The sequence below is a fragment of the Microbacterium hydrocarbonoxydans genome (assembly GCF_011752045.1).
In the GTDB taxonomy this organism is placed as follows: Bacteria; Actinomycetota; Actinomycetes; order Actinomycetales; family Microbacteriaceae; genus Microbacterium.
The window spans coordinates 140,648-159,028 of the sequence record NZ_JAAKXW010000001.1; the positions used below are offsets into that span (position 1 = coordinate 140,648).

The 18,381-nt window shown below is 69.5% G+C and carries 18 protein-coding genes and 2 tRNA genes; 17 read left to right on the plus strand and 3 right to left on the minus strand.

The features are described 5' to 3' along the window. Window positions 1–84: 84 nt before the first annotated feature. Window positions 85–155, minus strand: a tRNA-Gly gene (locus G6G98_RS00705). A 107-nt stretch (window positions 156–262) separates the two neighbouring features. Between G6G98_RS00705 and G6G98_RS00710 the strand changes: the two genes are divergently transcribed. From G6G98_RS00710 to G6G98_RS00770, 13 genes are all read left to right on the plus strand, one after another. Continuing rightward, window positions 263–336: transfer RNA gene (locus G6G98_RS00710), tRNA-Pro, on the plus strand. 62 nt (window positions 337–398) lie between these two features. Continuing rightward, on the plus strand, window positions 399–1,880 hold the full coding sequence (tig, locus tag G6G98_RS00715) for a trigger factor (RefSeq protein WP_067352815.1): 1,482 nt from the start codon (window positions 399–401) through the stop codon (window positions 1,878–1,880). A gap of 67 nt (window positions 1,881–1,947) precedes the next feature. After that, a complete protein-coding gene (locus tag G6G98_RS00720; RefSeq protein WP_067352812.1) occupies window positions 1,948–2,442 on the plus strand; it encodes a tetratricopeptide repeat protein in 495 nt (164 codons plus the stop codon). Between the two features lie 81 nt (window positions 2,443–2,523). Further along, complete coding sequence (locus G6G98_RS00725) at window positions 2,524–3,120, plus strand: ATP-dependent Clp protease proteolytic subunit (RefSeq protein ID WP_067352809.1); 597 nt, start codon at window positions 2,524–2,526, stop codon at window positions 3,118–3,120. Window positions 3,121–3,140: 20 nt separating this feature from the next. Then, window positions 3,141–3,782: an ATP-dependent Clp protease proteolytic subunit gene (locus G6G98_RS00730; protein WP_067352806.1), complete on the plus strand. Its 642-nt coding sequence runs from the start codon at window positions 3,141–3,143 to the stop codon at window positions 3,780–3,782. Between the two features lie 152 nt (window positions 3,783–3,934). Further along, a complete protein-coding gene (locus tag G6G98_RS00735) occupies window positions 3,935–4,870 on the plus strand; it encodes a sugar-binding transcriptional regulator (RefSeq protein ID WP_243841964.1) in 936 nt (311 codons plus the stop codon). A 29-nt stretch (window positions 4,871–4,899) separates the two neighbouring features. Beyond that, the gene (gene deoC / locus G6G98_RS00740) at window positions 4,900–5,868 is read left to right on the plus strand and encodes a deoxyribose-phosphate aldolase (protein ID WP_432207066.1); all 969 of its coding nucleotides are present in this window, start codon (window positions 4,900–4,902) and stop codon (window positions 5,866–5,868) included. A 9-nt stretch (window positions 5,869–5,877) separates the two neighbouring features. Next, a complete protein-coding gene (locus G6G98_RS00745) occupies window positions 5,878–7,320 on the plus strand; it encodes an aldehyde dehydrogenase family protein (RefSeq protein WP_067352794.1) in 1,443 nt (480 codons plus the stop codon). Continuing rightward, window positions 7,317–8,168 carry an aldehyde dehydrogenase family protein gene (locus G6G98_RS00750; RefSeq protein ID WP_067352792.1) on the plus strand — a complete coding sequence of 284 codons (852 nt, stop codon included), beginning with the start codon at window positions 7,317–7,319 and terminating at the stop codon, window positions 8,166–8,168. The genes G6G98_RS00745 and G6G98_RS00750 overlap by 4 nt, the downstream gene beginning before the upstream one ends. A gap of 138 nt (window positions 8,169–8,306) precedes the next feature. Further along, a complete protein-coding gene (gene clpX, locus G6G98_RS00755) occupies window positions 8,307–9,575 on the plus strand; it encodes an ATP-dependent Clp protease ATP-binding subunit ClpX (protein ID WP_067352781.1) in 1,269 nt (422 codons plus the stop codon). Next, window positions 9,572–10,108: an NUDIX hydrolase gene (locus G6G98_RS00760; RefSeq protein ID WP_067352779.1), complete on the plus strand. Its 537-nt coding sequence runs from the start codon at window positions 9,572–9,574 to the stop codon at window positions 10,106–10,108. Before clpX ends, G6G98_RS00760 begins: the two co-directional genes overlap by 4 nt. After that, complete coding sequence (locus tag G6G98_RS00765) at window positions 10,093–10,887, plus strand: hypothetical protein (protein WP_164233879.1); 795 nt, start codon at window positions 10,093–10,095, stop codon at window positions 10,885–10,887. The genes G6G98_RS00760 and G6G98_RS00765 overlap by 16 nt, the downstream gene beginning before the upstream one ends. A 110-nt stretch (window positions 10,888–10,997) precedes the next feature. Further along, window positions 10,998–12,110 (plus strand): class I SAM-dependent methyltransferase, encoded by a 1,113-nt coding sequence (locus G6G98_RS00770; RefSeq protein ID WP_067352774.1) that lies wholly within the window; start codon window positions 10,998–11,000, stop codon window positions 12,108–12,110. A 22-nt stretch (window positions 12,111–12,132) separates the two neighbouring features. Here G6G98_RS00770 and G6G98_RS00775 read toward each other — a convergent pair whose 3' ends face one another. Together G6G98_RS00775 and G6G98_RS00780 are read right to left on the minus strand one after the other, a co-directional pair. Beyond that, a complete protein-coding gene (locus G6G98_RS00775; RefSeq protein WP_164233878.1) occupies window positions 12,133–14,184 on the minus strand; it encodes a M3 family metallopeptidase in 2,052 nt (683 codons plus the stop codon). Continuing rightward, complete coding sequence (locus G6G98_RS00780; protein WP_067352768.1) at window positions 14,181–15,089, minus strand: LysR family transcriptional regulator; 909 nt, start codon at window positions 15,087–15,089, stop codon at window positions 14,181–14,183. The genes G6G98_RS00775 and G6G98_RS00780 overlap by 4 nt, the downstream gene beginning before the upstream one ends. Window positions 15,090–15,170: 81 nt before the next feature. Between G6G98_RS00780 and tdh the strand changes: the two genes are divergently transcribed. From tdh to G6G98_RS00800, 4 genes are all read left to right on the plus strand, one after another. Next, window positions 15,171–16,214 (plus strand): L-threonine 3-dehydrogenase, encoded by a 1,044-nt coding sequence (gene tdh / locus G6G98_RS00785; protein WP_164233877.1) that lies wholly within the window; start codon window positions 15,171–15,173, stop codon window positions 16,212–16,214. A 16-nt stretch (window positions 16,215–16,230) separates the two neighbouring features. Beyond that, on the plus strand, window positions 16,231–17,409 hold the full coding sequence (locus G6G98_RS00790) for a glycine C-acetyltransferase (protein ID WP_164233876.1): 1,179 nt from the start codon (window positions 16,231–16,233) through the stop codon (window positions 17,407–17,409). A gap of 64 nt (window positions 17,410–17,473) precedes the next feature. Further along, a complete protein-coding gene (locus G6G98_RS00795) occupies window positions 17,474–18,079 on the plus strand; it encodes an ArsR/SmtB family transcription factor (protein ID WP_067352757.1) in 606 nt (201 codons plus the stop codon). 2 nt (window positions 18,080–18,081) lie between these two features. Further along, window positions 18,082–18,300: a hypothetical protein gene (locus tag G6G98_RS00800; protein ID WP_164233875.1), complete on the plus strand. Its 219-nt coding sequence runs from the start codon at window positions 18,082–18,084 to the stop codon at window positions 18,298–18,300. The last annotated feature ends 81 nt before the right edge of the window (window positions 18,301–18,381 follow it).

An 18,381-nucleotide genomic window follows, 5' to 3' on the forward strand; every position in this document is an offset into this window, starting at 1 on the left:
CGGAGTCGGGATCTGAGTACCTCGACTCTGCCAGATGGGACGGCGAAGGCCCCCGCAGAATGATGCGAGGGCCTTTCGGAACCGAGGGGGTGACGGGAATCGAACCCGCGCAATCAGTTTGGAAGACTGAGACTCTACCATTGAGCTACACCCCCGGAGCGAGCCGCTTCACGAAGCCGCACCGACTCAACGATCATAGCGGACCGTGAGGAGTGCTCCGGTCCGTTAGACTCTTCGAGGCTGGATCTGCGTGCGGATTCCCCGGGGCGTAGCTCAGTTTGGTAGAGCGCCCGCTTTGGGAGCGGGAGGTCGCAGGTTCAACTCCTGTCGCCCCGACTCGACACCCTCTAGCCTCACAGCCGCGGTTCAGCGCGGAAACCACAAGGAGACACACCAGCATGGCGAACAGCACCGTCGAGAAGCTGACCCCGACCCGGGTCAAGCTCAGCATCACGGTCACCCCCGAAGACCTCAAGCCCAGCATCGCCCACGCCTACGAGCACATCGCTCAGGACGTCCAGATCCCCGGCTTCCGCAAGGGCAAGGTGCCCGCGCCGATCATCGATCAGCGCATCGGCCGCGGCGCCGTCATCGAGCACGCCGTCAACGAGGGCCTGGACCAGTTCTTCCGCGAGGCGACCGTCGAGCACAAGGTCCGCGTGGTCGGGCGCCCGTCCGCCGAGATCACCCAGTGGCCGAACGAGAAGGACTTCTCCGGCGACCTGCTCGTCGACATCGAGGTGGACGTCCGCCCCGACATCGAGCTGCCCGCCTACGACGGCATCACGCTGACCGTCGACGCCGTCGAGGCCGACGACGCGGCCCTCGACGAGGAGCTCGACCGCCTGCGCGCCCGCTTCGGCACTCTGGTTCCCGTCGACCGTCCCGCCGCGAAGGGCGACTTCGTCGAGCTGGACCTCGTCGCCACGATCGACGGCGCCGAGATCGACCGCGCCGAGGGCGTGTCCTACGAGGTCGGCTCCGGCGAGCTGCTCGAGGGCATCGACGACGCGATCGAGTCGCTCACCGCCGGCGAGGACACCACGTTCCGCTCGGCTCTCGTCGGCGGCGACCACGCGGGCTCCGAGGCTGAGGTCTCCGTGACCGTCAAGGCCGTCAAGGAGCGCGAGCTCCCCGAGGCCGACGACGACTTCGCGCAGATCGCCAGCGAGTTCGACACGATCGCCGAGCTCCGTGCGAGCCTCGCCGAGCGCGTCGCCCAGCAGGGCGTCTTCACGCAGGGCTCCGCTGCGCGCGACAAGCTCGTCGAGACCCTGCTCGAGCAGATCGACATCCCGGTTCCGCCGCAGCTCATCGAGGACGAGGTGCACAACCACCTCGAGGGCGAGGGTCGTCTCGAGGACGACGTGCACCGCGCCGAGGTCACCGAGGCCAGCGAGAAGCAGTTCCGCACCCAGGTCCTGCTCGACACGATCGCCGAGCAGGCCGACGTGCAGGTCTCGCAGGAGGAGCTCTCGCAGTACCTCATCCAGTCCGCCGCGCAGTACGGCATGGCCCCGCAGGAGTTCGTCGAGGCGCTGCAGTCGTCGAACCAGCTTCCCGCTCTCGTCGGCGAGGTCGCCCGCAACAAGGCGCTCGCGATCGCGCTCGGCAAGGTCAAGGTCGTCGACACCAACGGCAAGGCCGTGGATCTGTCCGACTTCGTCGTGACCGATGACGAGGCCGAGACCGAGGCTCCTGCCGAGGACAAGCCGGCCAAGAAGGCTCCGGCCAAGAAGCCGGCCGCCAAGAAGGCTCCGGCGAAGAAGGACGAGGCCGACGCCGAGGCCGCGGAGAAGCCCGCCGCCAAGAAGCCGGCCGCCAAGAAGGCCCCGGCCAAGAAGGCCCCGGCCAAGAAGGCCGCCGACAAGGCTGAGTGATCCGACACGATCCTGAGAAGGGCGGATGCTGCGGCATCCGCCCTTTCTCATCTCTCGAGGAGACGACATGAAGAGCTGGGACGAACGGGTCGACGAGGTCTGGGCGGATGCGTCCGGGCAGGAGGTCGGCGACGAGATCATCGCACGCATCGACGCCCTCGCCGCAGAACGCGGTGCCGACGATGCGCGGGCCGAGTTCGAGCGGGCCGGAGCGCGCGATTCCGCCGGACGTCCCGCGGAGGCCGTCGCTCTCTACCGGCGGGCGCTCGCGCTGGGGCTGGACGACGAGCACCGGCCGCAGTGCGTGATCCAGCTCGCCAGCTCGCTGCGCAACCTCGGCGAGTACGACGAGGCTCTCGCGATCATCCGCGCGGAGGAGGACCTCTCGGCGGACGGTCCCTACCGGGATGCGGTCGCCGTCGTCCACGCGCTCATCCTCGCCAGCGCGGGGAAGCCTGCGCGGGGCCTCTCCGTCGCCCTGCTCGCGCTCGTCCCGCACCTTCCTCGGTACCACCGGTCGATGACCGCCTATGCGCACGAGATCGCCGATCGCGACACCTGATATGCCGACGGCGAACACGACCTGCGTCCCGCGTTGTCGCCGGTAGATTCGAATCACCGAAACACGGAAACAGGAGCTGACATGGCTGCAGAACCCCTCGTCGCGACGAGCGTCTTCGACAGGCTGCTGAAGGACCGCATCATCTGGCTGGGCTCAGAGGTGCGAGACGAGAACGCCAACGAGATCTGCGCGAAGATCCTTCTTCTCGCCGCAGAGGACTCTGAGAAGGACATCTACCTCTACATCAACTCGCCCGGTGGCTCGATCACCGCGGGCATGGCGATCTACGACACGATGCAGTTCGTCCCGAACGACATCGTGACCGTCGGCATCGGCATGGCCGCGTCGATGGGACAGCTGCTCCTCACCAGCGGCACCAAGGGCAAGCGCTACATCACGCCGAACGCGCGCGTGCTGCTGCACCAGCCGCACGGCGGCTTCGGCGGCACGGCGAGCGACATCCAGACCCAGGCGCAGCTCATCCTCTCGATGAAGAAGCGCCTCGCGGAGATCACGGCCGGTCAGACCGGCAAGTCGGTCGAGCAGATCAACGCCGACGGCGACCGGGACCGCTGGTTCACGGCCGAGGAGGCCCTCGAGTACGGCTTCGTCGACCACATCCGCGAGCACGCCAGCGACGTGACCGGCGGCGGCGGCACCGCGGCACCGGCCGAGTGACGGATTCGAGAGGACCTTCCATGTACACCCCCACCTTCCAGTCCGCCGGCAGCCTCCCGTCCAGCCGCTACGTGCTCCCGCAGTTCGAGGAGCGCACGGCGTACGGCTTCAAGCGCCAGGACCCGTACAACAAGCTGTTCGAGGACCGTGTCATCTTCCTCGGCGTGCAGGTCGACGACGCCTCGGCGGATGACGTGATGGCGCAGCTCCTCGTCCTGGAGAGCCAGGACTCCGAGCGCGACATCACGATGTACATCAACTCGCCCGGCGGATCGTTCACGGCGATGACGGCGATCTACGACACGATGCAGTACGTCGCGCCGCAGATCCAGACCGTCGTCCTCGGTCAGGCGGCCTCCGCGGCCGCCGTGCTCCTCGCAGCCGGCGCGCCGGGCAAGCGCCTCGCGCTGCCGAACGCCCGCGTCCTGATCCACCAGCCCGCGATGGGCGAGGCGGGCCACGGCCAGGCATCCGACATCGAGATCCAGGCGGCGGAGATCCTCCGCATGCGCACCTGGCTCGAGGAGACCCTGGCGGCGCACACCAAGAAGTCGGTCGAAGAGGTGAACCGCGACATCGATCGCGACAACATCCTCTCGGCGACGCAGGCGCTCGAGTACGGCATCGTCGACCAGGTGCTGACGACGCGCAAGCGCGCCTGACACGCACCCCCGACAGAAGGGCGCCGGTCCTCGGACCGGCGCCCTTCGTCGTGTCCGGCGGATGTGCACGCCCCGCCGCAACTATGCTCATATGAGCAACCAGGTGCGCGTACGCGCCCAAGGGCCTACCCTGGATGCAGAAGGAGGTTGCCGTGGAAGACGAACTGGTCATGGTCCGCGTCGCTGAGCTCTACTACGACGAGGACAAGACGCAGGACGAGATCGGCGCTCTCCTGAAGATCTCCCGCTGGAAGGTCGGGCGGCTGCTCACCCAGGCCCGCGAGCGCGGCATCGTCCGCATCGAGATCGTGCATCCACGCGCCCGCCGGCTCGGACTCGAGCGTCAGCTCGTCGAACGCCACGGCCTCGCGGCGGCGATCGTCGTCCCGGCGCCGGAGGGCGACGAGGGCACCCTGGAGCGGGTCGCCCAGGGGGCGGCCGACTACCTCACCGCCATGCGACCCGTCCCGCGGACTCTCGGGGTGAGCTGGGGTCGCACCCTCCGCGCCGTCGCCGAGGCGCTCGAGGACGGATGGGCGACGGGCGTCACCGTCGTCCAGCTCAACGGGGGAGTGAGCCTCAACCGACGCTCCGGCGGTGCCGCGGGCCTCGCCGTGACCATCGCCCAGCGAGCCTCCGGGCAGGTGTCCCTGCTGCCCAGCCCGGCCATCCTCGAACGGGTCGAGACGAAGCAGGCCATCGAAGCCGATCGCACGGTCGCCGCCGTCCTGGAGGAGGCTGCACAGGCGCAGGCCTTCCTCTTCACCGCCGGCCCCTGCGACGCGACCTCGGCGCATGTCGAGAACGGCTACCTGTCGGCATCCGACGTCGAGGAGCTCGCGCGGCGCGGCGCCGTCGGCGATGTGCTCGGCCGCTACATCGACGCGGACGGCAACATCGTCGATCCCCAGCTCGACGCCCGCACCGTCGGCGTCGAGCTGAGCCGCCTGCGGGCGGCCGACCGAGCAATCTTCGTCACCGCGGGTGCCGCCAAGCACGACATCGCGCGTACAGTCGTGACCAGCGGCCTGTGCAGCGTCCTGGTGACCGATGAGATCACAGCCCGAGCCCTGTTGGAGGAACAGTGACCACCAAAGAACTCAGCCGCCGCACGGCGGTGGACGTCCTGGGCGGTGAGCCCGACGACGCCACGCTGCGCCGCTTCCTGCACGGGCTTCCCGGCGTCGACGCCGTCGGCCTCGAGCAGCGCGCGGCCGGCCTCGGCACCCGGTCGATCAAGACCACGTCGAAGGCCTGGGCGCTCGACACGATCATCAAGCTGATCGACCTCACCACTCTCGAGGGCGCCGACACCCCGGGCAAGGTGCGCTCCCTCGTCGCGAAGGCGAAGAACCCGGATGCCGCCGACCCCACGTGCCCGCGCGTGGCCGCGGTCTGCGTGTACGGCGACATGGTCGCGGATGCCGTCGAGGCGCTCGGCGGGCTGCACGGCGACCCCGACGACGGGCTCATCTCCGTCGCCGCGGTCGCCACCGCCTTCCCGAGCGGGCGCTCCTCGCTGGCGATCAAGCTCGCCGACACCGCTGAGGCTGTCGCCGCCGGTGCCGACGAGATCGACATGGTCATCGACCGCGGCGCCTTCCTCTCCGGTCGCTACGGGCTGGTCTTCGACCAGATCGCGGCCGTCAAGGAGGCCTGCCGTCGTCCGGACGGAAGCTACGCCTCCCTCAAGGTCATCCTCGAGACCGGCGAGCTGAACACCTACGACAACATCAAGCGCGCCTCGTGGCTGGGAATCCTCGCCGGTGGCGACTTCATCAAGACCTCGACCGGCAAGGTGCAGCCGGCAGCGACCCTTCCGACCACGCTGCTCATGCTCGAGACCGTGCGCGACTGGTACCGCGGCACCGGCGAGCGCATCGGCGTGAAGCCCGCAGGCGGCATCCGCTCGTCCAAGGACGCGGTGAAGTATCTCGTCACCGTCGCCGAGACCGTCGGCGAGGAGTGGCTGCAGCCGCACCTGTTCCGCTTCGGCGCCTCCAGCCTGCTGAACGACGTGCTGCTGCAGCGTCAGAAGCTCACCACCGGCCACTACTCCGGCCCCGACTACGTCACGATCGACTGAGGACGAGATATGTCTTTCCTGGAATACGCACCCGCGCCGGAGTCGAAGGCGATTCTGAACCTGCGCGACAGCTACGGCCTGTTCATCGACGGCGAGTTCGTCGACGGCTCAGGCAAGAGCTTCACCACCATCTCGCCGTCCGATGAGAGCCGCATCGCGGAGATCTCCGCGGCGAGCGATGAGGACGTCGACCGCGCCGTGGCCGCCGCACGCCGCGCCTATGAGAAGACGTGGTCGAAGCTGAGCGGACGCGACCGCGGGAAGTACCTCTTCCGCATCGCCCGTCTCGTGCAGGAGCGCGCCCGCGAGCTCGCCGTCGCCGAGAGCCTCGACAACGGCAAGCCGATCAAGGAGAGCCGCGACGTCGACGTTCCGCTCGTCGCCTCGTGGTTCTTCTACTACGCGGGATGGGCCGACAAGCTCGACTACGCCGGTCTCGGCGCGAACCCGCGCGCGCTCGGCGTCGCCGGTCAGGTCATCCCGTGGAACTTCCCGCTGCTCATGCTCGCGTGGAAGCTCGCCCCGGCCCTGGCCGCAGGCAACACCGTGGTGCTGAAGCCTGCGGAGACCACGCCGCTCACGGCGCTGATCTTCGCCGAGATCCTGCAGCAGGCCGACCTCCCCGCCGGTGTGGTGAACATCGTCACCGGTGCCGGCGCCACAGGAGCGGCGCTCGTGCGCCACCCCGACGTCGACAAGGTCGCGTTCACCGGCTCCACCGGGGTGGGCCGTGACATCGCGCGCGCCGTCGCCGGCACCCCGAAGAAGCTCACTCTGGAGCTCGGCGGCAAGGCCGCGAACATCGTGTTCGACGACGCGCCGATCGACCAGGCCGTCGAGGGCATCGTCAACGGCATCTTCTTCAACCAGGGGCACGTGTGCTGCGCAGGCAGCCGCCTGCTCGTGCAGGAGTCGATCCACGACGAGGTCATCGAGCGGCTGAAGAACCGCCTCTCCACGCTGCGTCTGGGGGACCCGCTCGACAAGAACACCGACATCGGCGCGATCAACTCCGCCGCGCAGCTGGCCCGCATCCGCGAGCTCAGCGACATCGGCGAGGCCGAGGGCGCCGAGCGCTGGACGGCCGACTGCGTCATCCCCGAGAAGGGGTTCTGGTTCGCGCCGACCATCTTCACCGGCGTCGAGGCCTCGCACCGCATCGCCCGCGACGAGGTGTTCGGCCCCGTGCTGTCGGTGCTCACCTTCCGCACGCCCGCCGAGGCCATCGCGAAGGCGAACAACACTCCCTACGGACTCTCCGCTGGCATCTGGTCGGACAAGGGGTCGCGCATCCTCGCGGTCGCCGACCGGCTGCGCGCCGGCGTGATCTGGGCGAACACCTTCAACCGATTCGACCCGTCGAGCCCGTTCGGCGGCTACAAGGAGTCCGGATACGGCCGCGAGGGCGGACGTCAGGGCCTCACCGCGTACCTGAAGGGAGCCGCAGCATGAGCAGGCGACTGACCGTGCCGAAGACCTACAAGCTCGCCATCGGCGGAGCCTTCCCGCGCAGCGAGTCCGGCCGCACCTACGAGGTCGTCTCGGCCAAGGGCGCGTTCCTGGCGAATGCGGCCAAGGCATCGCGCAAGGACGCCAGGGATGCCGTCGTCGCCGCCCGTGCCGCCGTGAAGGGCTGGTCCGGCGCCACCGCGTACAACCGCGGACAGGTGCTGTACCGCGTCGCCGAGGTGCTCGAGGGCCGGCGTGCGCAGTTCATCGACGAGATCGTCGCCCAGGAGGGCGTGTCCGCCGCCGTGGCGGGTGCCCAGGTCGACGAGGCGATCGACCTCTGGGTCTGGTACGCGGGCTGGTGCGACAAGTACGCGCAGGTCGCGGGCAACGCCAACCCGGTCGCGGGACCGTACTTCAACATCTCCGTGCCGGAGCCGACCGGGGTCGTCGCGATCGTCGCGCCGCAGGACTCCGCGCTGCTCGGTCTCGTGTCGGTCGTGGCTCCGGCCCTGGTCGCCGGCAACACGGTCGTCGTGATCGCCAGCGAGCGGCATCCGCTCTCGGCCATCAGCCTGGCGGAGGTGCTGGCCACCAGCGACGTGCCCGGGGGAGTCGTGAACGTCCTCACCGGGTCGCCGGCCGAGATCGCGCCGTGGCTCGCGTCCCACCAGGACGTCAACGCCCTCGACCTCGCAGGCGCGGGCGACCTCGACTGGGTCGACATGCAGATCGCCGCCGCGGAGACCCTCAAGCGGGTGCTCGCCCCCGGTGAGGTCACCGCCTCGCCGGAGAGGATCGGCGCGTTCACCGAGGTGAAGACGGTCTGGCACACGAAGAGCATGGTCTGAGTCGGATCGCCGAGGGTCCGCGGCGCATCGGCGCCGCGGGCCCTCGCGCTTTCCGAGACGGCCCGCGCCAATGCGTCCCGGTGTCCCCTGCAGAGGTTAGGCTCGGAGGACGATCTCGGCATCCTGAGGAGGACGCGCATGGCCCGCATCGGTGAAAGCGCTGACCTGTTCAAGTGCTCGTTCTGCGGAAAGAGCCAGAAGCAGGTGCAGCAGCTCATCGCAGGTCCCGGTGTGTACATCTGCGACGAGTGCGTCGAGCTGTGCAACGAGATCATCGAGGAGCGGATGGCGGAGTCCTCCGGCGAGGGCAGCGCCGACTTCGAGCTGCCCAAGCCCCGTGAGATCTTCTCCTTCCTCGAGGAGTACGTCGTCGGGCAGGAGCCCGCCAAGAAGGCCCTCGCCGTCGCCGTCTACAACCACTACAAGCGCATCCGCGCGCACGGCACCCTGCAGCCGGCCGAGCAGAAGGCCGAGAGCGTCGAGATCGCGAAGAGCAACATCCTGCTCATCGGACCGACCGGGTGCGGCAAGACCTACCTCGCGCAGACCCTGGCCAAGCGCCTCAACGTGCCGTTCGCGGTCGCCGACGCCACCGCGCTCACCGAGGCCGGCTACGTCGGCGAGGACGTGGAGAACATCCTCCTCAAGCTCATCCAGGCCGCCGACTACGACGTCAAGCGCGCCGAGACCGGCATCATCTACATCGACGAGGTCGACAAGATCGCCCGCAAGGCGGAGAACCCGTCGATCACGCGAGACGTCTCCGGCGAGGGCGTGCAGCAGGCGTTGCTGAAGATCATCGAGGGGACGGTCGCGTCCGTCCCTCCGCAGGGCGGACGCAAGCACCCGCACCAGGAGTTCCTGCAGATCGACACCTCGAACGTGCTCTTCATCGTCGCCGGTGCGTTCGCCGGTCTCGAGGACATCGTCTCCTCCCGCGTCGGCAAGCACGGCATCGGCTTCGGCGCCCCGCTGCACGACAAGGGCAAGGATCTCGACCTGTTCAGCGAGGTGCTCCCCGAGGACCTGCACAAGTTCGGCCTCATCCCCGAGTTCATCGGCCGGCTCCCCGTGGTGACCTCGGTGTCGCCGCTCGATCAGGACGCCCTCATCGACATCCTCACCGGCCCGCGCAACGCCCTGGTCAAGCAGTACCAGCGCATGTTCGAGCTCGACGGCGTGCAGCTCGAGTTCGAGGAGGAGGCGCTCCGCTCGATCGCCGACCTCGCCGTCGAGCGCAAGACCGGCGCTCGGGGCCTGCGTGCCATCCTCGAGGACGTGCTCGGCCCGATCATGTTCGAGATCCCGTCGACGGATGACGTCGCGAAGGTGATCATCACCCGCGCCGCCGTCGACGAGGGCGCGCCGCCCACCATCGTGATGGAGCGCAAGCGCAAGAGCGCGTGACCGCCGCGCCCGCGCCCTGGACCGTCGTCGGCAGCGAGACCGTCGTCGCCGACCGGTGGATCCGCGTGCGCGCGGACGACTGCCGGGACGCGGACGGCCGCCCGATCTCTCCCTATTACGTGCTCGAGTACGGGGACTGGATCTCTCTGCTCGCCCTCGACGAGGACGGCAGCGCGATCGTCGTCGAGGAGTACCGGCACGGTGCCGGGACCGTCGCGCTCGGCACGATCGGCGGCGCCGTCGAGGCCGGCGAGATGCCGGCGGATGCCGCGGCCAGGGAGCTTCGCGAGGAGACCGGCTGCACCGCCGCGGAGATCGTCGAGCTCGGAGCGACCTGGGCGAACTTCGGCAGCCACACCAACCGCGTGCATCACTTCCTCGCTCGCGGCTGCGTGCGCACGGCGGAGCAGTCCCTGGACGACGGCGAATCGATCGCCGTGCACGTCCTGTCGCTCTACGGTCTCGGCGAACTCCTCGCACAGAGCTATCATCAGCTCACCTGGTACAAGGCGATGGAGTGGCTGGACCGCTGATGGAGAAGATCATGCGGTGGGTCGCGACGGTGTTCGTCGTGGGCCTCGCGGTGGTGGTCGTCGGCGTGATCGCGTTCGTGGTGCTCTTCTTCGACGCGGCGCGGACGAAGGACGGCGACGAGATCGCCGCGCGGAACGTGTCTGCGACGGCGGACGCCATCGTGGAGGACCTCGGCTATCAACGCGACACTGCGGATGCGGAGACACTCGCCGCCGAGCGTTTCGGACACTACTCCGTCGTGGTGACCCCGGTCGCCTGGTCAGGATCGACGCGGCAGGGGGAAGAGGCCGTCATCGACGTCCGCATCCTCGCCACCGTGGAGGCGCAGTCCGCGACCGCCGTGTTCGGTGCGTCGAACACCGAGGGGTCGGCGGAGCGCTGCTACCGGTTCCGGCTCATCATCCACGAGTACCCCGTGCGGACCGATGTCGACTGCGCCTCGTTGCCGGACGATGTCGATCCTCCGGTCGCGGCCGCTCGTCCTGAACTCCCGGACGACGCGGAGAATCGGGTGCGCGCGATCCTGGAGGATGTCGATCCGGCCGAGCTGGCGATGCGCGTGCAGGCGGAGTTCCCTGAGCCCGGGGTCTCCGTCGACACGACGACCACCGACTCCGGAGAATCCGTCGTTGCTGTCGGTGTCGCGGAGTCCAAGGACTGCATCGTCGTGGTTCGGGCAGCCGACGGTTCGGTCTTCCGCGCGTCCTTCGACCGGGTCCAGCTGGAGCCGGGCGAAGGCGGCTGCCGCGTCGATCTCTACACCGCGCCCGCGCTCTGACCCGTCGCGGGAGCGAAGCGCAGGCAGAGGGCGGCTCAGGACGCGACGATCACGGGGGGCGCCGATGAGAAGGAGGTGCGCGCCACTCCCGGGCGCGGTTCAATGGTCCTATGAGCACGACGACGCCGTCGGGCGGCGAGGACGCCGCCATCGCCGAGAGCCTCGCGGAGCGTCTCATCGAGTCGCTCCTGCCGGGACTCGAACTGCTGAGCATCGAGTTCGGGCGCCGCTTGGGGCTGTACGAGGGGCTCGTGCACCTGGGTGACGCGACCGCCGGCGAGCTCGCCGCGCATGCGCGGATCGACGCACGCATGACGCGGGAGTGGCTGGAGCAGCAGGCGACGGCCGGCTTCCTCACGGTCGACGGTGCCTCCGCACCGGCGGAAGAGCGTCGCTTCAGGCTTCCCGCTGCGCACCGGCCGGTGTTCCTCGACCCGGATCATCCCGCCTATGCGATCGGGGCGGGGACGATGTTCGCCGGCACAGCCTCGGCGTTCGACGACGTGGTCGACGCGGCCAGAACAGGCACCGGCGTCCGCTACGGCGCCTTCGGCACCGGGGTCAGGCACGGGCTCGAGCAGCTCAACCGGCCCGGCTACGTGAACGACCTGGAGGACTGGGTCGCCGCGCTCCCCGACGTCTACGAGCGGCTCCGCGACGGCGGGCGGATCCTCGACCTCGGCGCCGGCACGGGGTGGTCGAGCATCGCCCTGGCGAGGGCGTTCCCGCAGTCCACGGTCGTCACGGTCGACCTCGATCCGGCATCCGTCGCCGAAGCCGAAGCCCTCGTCGAGGCGCAGGGGCTCGCCGACCGGGTGCTGGTCCGTCGCGCGAACGCCACCGTCCCGGAGGATTTCGAGGGTGTCTCCGGCGACGGCTTCGACCTCGTGACCGTCTTCGAGGCGCTCCACGACATGAACGAGCCGGCGGCAGCGCTCCGCGTGGCCCGCGACCTGCTGCGACCCGTCGGCGCCGTGCTCATCGGCGACGAGAAGGTGGCCGATGCCTTCACACCGGACGGCGACTTCCTCGATCGGCTGAACTACGCATTCAGCGTGCTGCATTGCCTGCCGGCGACGATGGCCGAGGGGGAGAGGACCGCGAACGGCACCGTCCTGCGCCCCTCCACCGTCGGCGACTGGGCGGCGCAGGCCGGCTTCGCCAGCTCGACGGTGCTGCCGATCGAGCATCCGCTCTGGCGGTTCTACCGCCTGGATCCGTGAGCCGCCTCAGCGGCCGCGTCGGTCAGGTCTCCAGTCCGCGTCGCTTCAGCAGCGGCGCGATCTCCGCGTCGCGGCCGCGGAAGTCCCGGTACGCCGCCAGCGGGTCCTTGGAGCCGCCGACCCCGAGAAGCCGCTGCCGGAACCGGTCGCCGTTCTCGCGCGTGAGTCCGCCGTTCTCCCGGAACCACTCGACGGTGTCCGCGTCGAGCACCTCGCTCCAGATGTACGAGTAGTACCCGGCGCTGTAGCCGCCGGAGAACACGTGCGCGAAGTACGTCGACGAGTAACGCGTCGGCACTGCAGGATCATCGAGCCCGATGTCGGCGAGAGCGGCGGCCTCGAACGCCGCGACGTCGTCGATCTCGGCATCCGTGCCGACCCGGTGCCAGGCCTGGTCCAGCCAGGCGGCGGCGAGGTACTCGCTGGTCGCGTGCCCCTGGTCGAACGTCTCCGTCGCGCGGAGCCGCTCGACGATCGCGGGATCGAGGGGCTCTCCGGTCTCATGGTGGCGTGCGTAGTCGTCGAGCACCTCGGGCCACAGGATCCACATCTCGTTCACCTGGCTCGGGAACTCGACGAAGTCGCGGAACACGTTGGTGCCGGCGAAGTGCGGGTACGTCACCCGGGCGAAGAGCCCGTGCAATGCGTGCCCGAACTCGTGGAAGAGGGTGGTCACCTCGTCGAGGGTGAGGAGGGTCGGCTCGCCGGCGCCCGGCAGCGGCACGTTGAGGTTGTTGACGACGACCGGGAGGGTGCCGCGCAGGCGTGACTGGCTGACGATCGGGTTCATCCAGGCGCCGCCGCGCTTGGTGTCGCGCGTGTACAGGTCGAGCACGTACAGGCCGACCGCCGTGCCGTCGGCATCCTGCACCTCGAACGTCCGCGCGCCGGGGTGATACGAGACGAGGTCGGGGCGCTCGGTGAAGGTCACCCCGTAGAGCTTCGTCGCCGCGGCGAACACGCCGTCCCGCAGGACGCGCTCGGCCTCGAACCACGGCCGCAGCGCGCCGGTGTCGATGTCGTAGCGGGCTGTGCGCACCTTCTCGGTGTAGAACGCCCAGTCGTGCGCCTCGACGGGGAACGGGTCATCCTCGGTCTCGTCGACGATCGCCTGCAGCGCGGCGCGTTCGGCGGCGGCGTTGCGCGCGGCGGGTGCGGCGAGGCGGCGCAGCATCCGCTCCACCGCCTCGGGTGTGCCGGCGGTCTCGTCTGCCGTGACGTAGGCGGCATGGGAGGCGTGGCCGAGAAGAGCGGCGCGCTCGGCGCGCAGCCGCACGATCTCCGCCAGAACGGGGCGGTTGTCGTTGGCGTCGCCTCGCGAGGCGCGGCTGCGGGATGCCGCCATGATCCGGCGGCGGGACTCCCGGTCGCGCAGCCGGGCGAGGTAGGGGTGCCCCGTGAAGAGGGGCAGCGAGACGAGGTAGCGGCCGTCGAGTCCGCGCTCCTTCGCCGCGCGGGCCGCGGCGGAGAGCTCGCCGGTGCTGAGCCCGTCGAGCTCCTCGGCGGAGTCGAAGACCACCGCCAGATCGTTCGTGTCGGCCAGCAGATTGCGCTCGAACGTGTTGCTGAGCGTCGACAGCTGCTGGTTCAGCAGTGTCAGGCGTGCCTTCGCCTCGTCGTCGAGACCCGCGCCGGCGTGGGTCATCTCGCGGTGGTGTCGCTCCACGAGGTAGCGCTGCTCCGGATCCAGGCCGAGATCGTCGAGCTGGGCGTGCACCTGCTGCACGCGCCAGTAGAGGGGGCCGTCGAGCCGGATCGCGTCGGTGTGCGCCGCCATGAGCGGAGCGAGCTGCTCGTCGACGGCCTGGATCTCCGGCGTGGCGTCGGCGGAGCTCACGGTGTAGAAGGCGTGCGCGACGCGGTCGAGCAGCTCGCCGGCACGCTCGAGGGCCGCGATCGTGTTCTCGAAGGTGGGCATCGAGCGCACCGTCGTGATCCGCCGGATCTCCTGCAGATGCTCCTCGAACGCCGCCTGGAACGCGGGCAGGTAGTGCTCGGGCCTGATCGCCGCGTAGTCGGGAAGCCCGTACGGGAGCGTGGACGGCTGCAGCAGCGGATTCGAGACGGAGGTCATTCTCTGAGCCTAGCCATCACCCTCTCCAGGGCCTCGACGACGACGCGGACCGAACGTCGACGCAGGTTCTCCGGCCGCGCCAGCACGTCGATCATGCGGTGCGTGCTCACGCCGCGCAGCGGCAGCCGCACGATGTCGCGGTCGTCCACGCTGCGGGAGGTGTAGCGCGGCAGCATCCCGAGCACCTCACCCGCCGCCACCACCGCCGAGACGGCACCGTAGTCGTTGATCCGATGGCGGATCTCGACGGCCTGACCGGATACCGCGGACACGGCGCGAAGGACGTCGTCGGGCGAGTAGCCGATCCTGCTCGTCACCCAGGGGTGACCGACGACCTCTGCGGGGGACACGGTGCTCCGGCCCGCGAGCGGATGGGACGCGGAGACGGCCACGTCGAGCGGCTCGCGGGCCAGTGTGAGGCTGCGGATGCCCTGCGAGGGCCACGGCGCCGAGTGCTCCATCCGGTGCGCGAGCACGAGATCGTAGCGCGCGGTGAGCGCGGGGAACTCGCTCTGCGCGACGTCCTCGTCGGTGAGCTGGACAGTGGGGGAGTCCGGCTCCTCCCCGAGCTCGCGGATCAGCGATCCGAACAGCGCCTGACCCACGCTGTGGAAGCCGCTGATCGTGACGACGCCCGAGCGCGTCCCCTCGAACTCGTCCAGGGCGCTCCGTGCGGCGGCCATCGCGTCGATCGCCTCGGCTCCGGCCGCGGCGAGCACCTCGCCCGCCGGGGTGAGGGCGAGCCGTCGGCCGTCCTTGCGGGTGAGCGGCGTGCGGAAGCCGCGCTGCAGCGCGGCAAGGTGCTGGGACACGGCCGACGGGGTGACGTTCAGCGCCTCGGCGACCGCGGTGACGCTGCCCAGGGCCCCGAGCTCTCGGAGGATCTGCAGGTGGTGGAGCTCCATCACCTCACTTTAGCTGGAGCTACATGGACGATGCAGAGAGTCGGCATTGTTCTACAAAGTCGGATGCGGTGTGATCGAAGCATGAAGGCATTGTTCAAGGCGGAACGCGCAGCCGGACTGGAGCTCGTCGAGCGGCCCGATCCCGTGGCAGCGCCCGACGAGGTCGTCATCCGCGTCCTCCGCACCGGCATCTGCGGCACCGACCTGCACATCCTGCACTGGGACGACTGGGCGGCCTCCGCCATCGACGCGCCGCTCATCCCCGGTCACGAGTTCTACGGCGAGGTCGTCGAGGTCGGACCCCTCGTCCGAGACATCGCCGTCGGGGACCGCGTCTCCGGCGAGGGGCACATCGTCTGCGGCACCTGCCGGAACTGCCGTGCCGGGCGCCGGCAGATGTGCATCCGGACCATCGGCCTCGGCCTGCAGCGCGACGGCGCGTTCGCCGAGTACCTCACCCTGCCGGCGACGAACGTCTGGGTGCACCACGCGGACGTGACCCCGGAGCTCGGCGCGATCTTCGACCCGCTCGGCAACGCGGTGCACACCGCCCTGACCTTCCCTCTCGTCGGCGAGGACGTGCTCGTCACCGGTTGCGGTCCGATCGGCCTCATGGCCATCGCGGTGGCGCGTCACGCGGGCGCGCGCTTCATCACCGCGACCGACGTCAGCGCCCCGAGGCTGGAGATGGCACGGCAGATGGGCGCCGACGAGGTCGTGGACGTCTCCGTCCGCGACATCCACGACGCGCAGAAGGCGCTCGGCATGCGCGAGGGATTCGACGTCGGCTTCGAGATGAGCGGAGCGGCGTCCGCCCTGCCCGCGATGATCGACAACATGAACCACGGCGGGCGCATCGCGATGCTCGGCCTGCCGAGCGCAGACTTCAGCATCGACTGGGGCAAGCTCGTCACCCACATGCTCACCATCAAGGGCATCTACGGCCGCGAGATGTTCGAGACCTGGAACGCCATGGGGGCGATGCTGCAGACCAGCGCGGCCCTGCGCGACTCGATCGGACGGGTCATCGCGGATGTCCTGCCCGCGCGGGAGTGGGAGCGCGGATTCGCGGCGGCGGCATCCGCCGGCACCGGCAAGATCATCCTCGACTGGACCGAGCTGTAGGAGGACGGAGTTCAACATGTACGGGACATTCCAGAAGCACGTGGCGTCGGAGCTCGCAGGCATCGAGGAGGCGGGGCTCACCAAGCACGAGCGCGGCATCCGCGGACCGCAGAGCGCGGAGATCACCGCCGACGGCGCCGAGGTGCTGAACTTCTGCGCGAACAACTACCTCGGCCTCGCCGACGACCCCCGCATCCTCGCCGCCGCCAAGCGCGCACTGGACGAGTGGGGCTACGGCCTGGCCAGCGTGCGCTTCATCTGCGGCACCCAGGAGCAGCACCTGGAGCTCGAACGCCGGCTCTCCGGCTTCCTCGGCACGGACGACGCCATCCTGTACTCCTCCTGCTTCGACGCGAACGGAGGGGTCTTCGAGACGCTGTTCAGCGCCGAGGACGCGATCATCTCCGACGAGCTCAACCATGCCTCGATCATCGACGGCATCCGTCTGTCGAAGGCTCGGCGCCTGCGCTACCGGAACCGCGACATGGCCGACCTCGAGGAGCAGCTGAAGGCGTCATGGGACGCCCGCTTCCGGGTGGTCGTCACCGATGGAGTGTTCTCCATGGACGGCTACATCGCGCCGCTCGCCGACATCTGCGACCTCGCCGAGCGCTACGACGCGCTCGTCTTCGTCGACGACTCGCACGCCGTCGGATTCGTCGGTGAAAACGGCCGCGGGACACCCGAGCTGTGCGGCGTCGCGGACCGCGTGGACATCTACACGGGCACCTTCGGCAAGGCGCTCGGCGGAGCATCCGGCGGCTACGTCGCCTCCCACTCGGAGATCGTGGCGCTCCTGCGCCAGCGGTCCCGTCCGTACCTGTTCTCGAACACGCTCGCTCCCGCCATCGTCGCGGGCACGCTGACGGCGCTCGACCTCGTCGAGGGTTCCGCCGACCTGCGTGCCCGCCTGCGCGACAACGCCGCCCTGTTCCGGGCGCGGATGGCATCCGAGGGCTTCGACCTGCTCCCGGGGGAGCACCCGATCGTGCCCGTGATGTTCGGCGACGCCGCGCTGACGGCCCGTATTGCGAAGGAGATGCAGGCGCAGGGGATCTACGTGACCGCGTTCAGCTTCCCCGTGGTGCCGCGCGGCCTCGCCCGGATCAGGGTGCAGCTCAGCGCCGCGCACACCGCGGAGCAGATCGAGCGCTGCGTGGCGGCGTTCGTGACTGCGCGAGCAGCGGTGACCTGACCTCCCGAGAACTATTGCAAAGAAAAGCTTGCAAAGACATCTTTGCAAGAGTATCTTTGCATGCATGACGAACGAAGAAGGCCGTACCCTCGACTCCGGAGCGCTGAAGGCGCTCGCGCACCCGTTGCGCGTGCGCATCTACGACATCCTCAGTGAGCGCGGCCCGCAGACGGCGAGCAGTCTCGCCGCGCTGATCGGCGAGACGTCGGGCTCGACCAGCTACCATCTGCGCGCGCTCGCGGCCCACGACCTCATCCGCGAGGTGGCGGACAGGGGAACCGCCAGGGAACGGTGGTGGGAGCGCCCGAAGGGACGCATCAACCTTCCCGGTCCCGACGAGCAGATGTCGCCGGCGAACCGGGCGGCCGCGCAGATCGTCACCTCCGAGTTCTTCCGCCTCCGCCACCAGACGCTCATGGACTACCTGAATCGCCCGGCGACCGAGGTGCCCGAAGGGTGGGAGGACGCAGGCCTCGTCATGACGACGATGCTCGACCTCACCCCCGAGCAGATGGCGGAGCTCAAGAGCGAGCTCACCAGCCTCGTCGATGCCGCCATCGAGCGGTACCGAGGTCAGGCGGACCAGGCCGGCACGCGCCGCGTGACTCTGCGCACCGAGATCTTCGACCTTCCGACGGCGAACAGCCGCCAGACGATGCCAAAGGAGTGATCATGACCACCGCAACGCTTCGACTCGCCACCCCCACGCCGTTCGAGAGGTCGCTGCAGCGTCTCGCCGCCGCCCTGTCGCGGCACGTCGATCGCCGCATCGCCGCGCGCGCCGAACGCCGAGAGCTCGCCCTCGACATGCTCCGCGAGCAGCAGGCGCGCAAGCAGGACCCGCGCGCCCTCGACCTCGCGCTCGCGCACATGGGGCTGCCGCTGCGCTGAGACCCCGTCCTGTCGCCGAGACCCCCTGCTTCCGACGTCGGCAGCAGGGGGTCTCGGCGATTGCAGGGGGTCTCGGCGGAG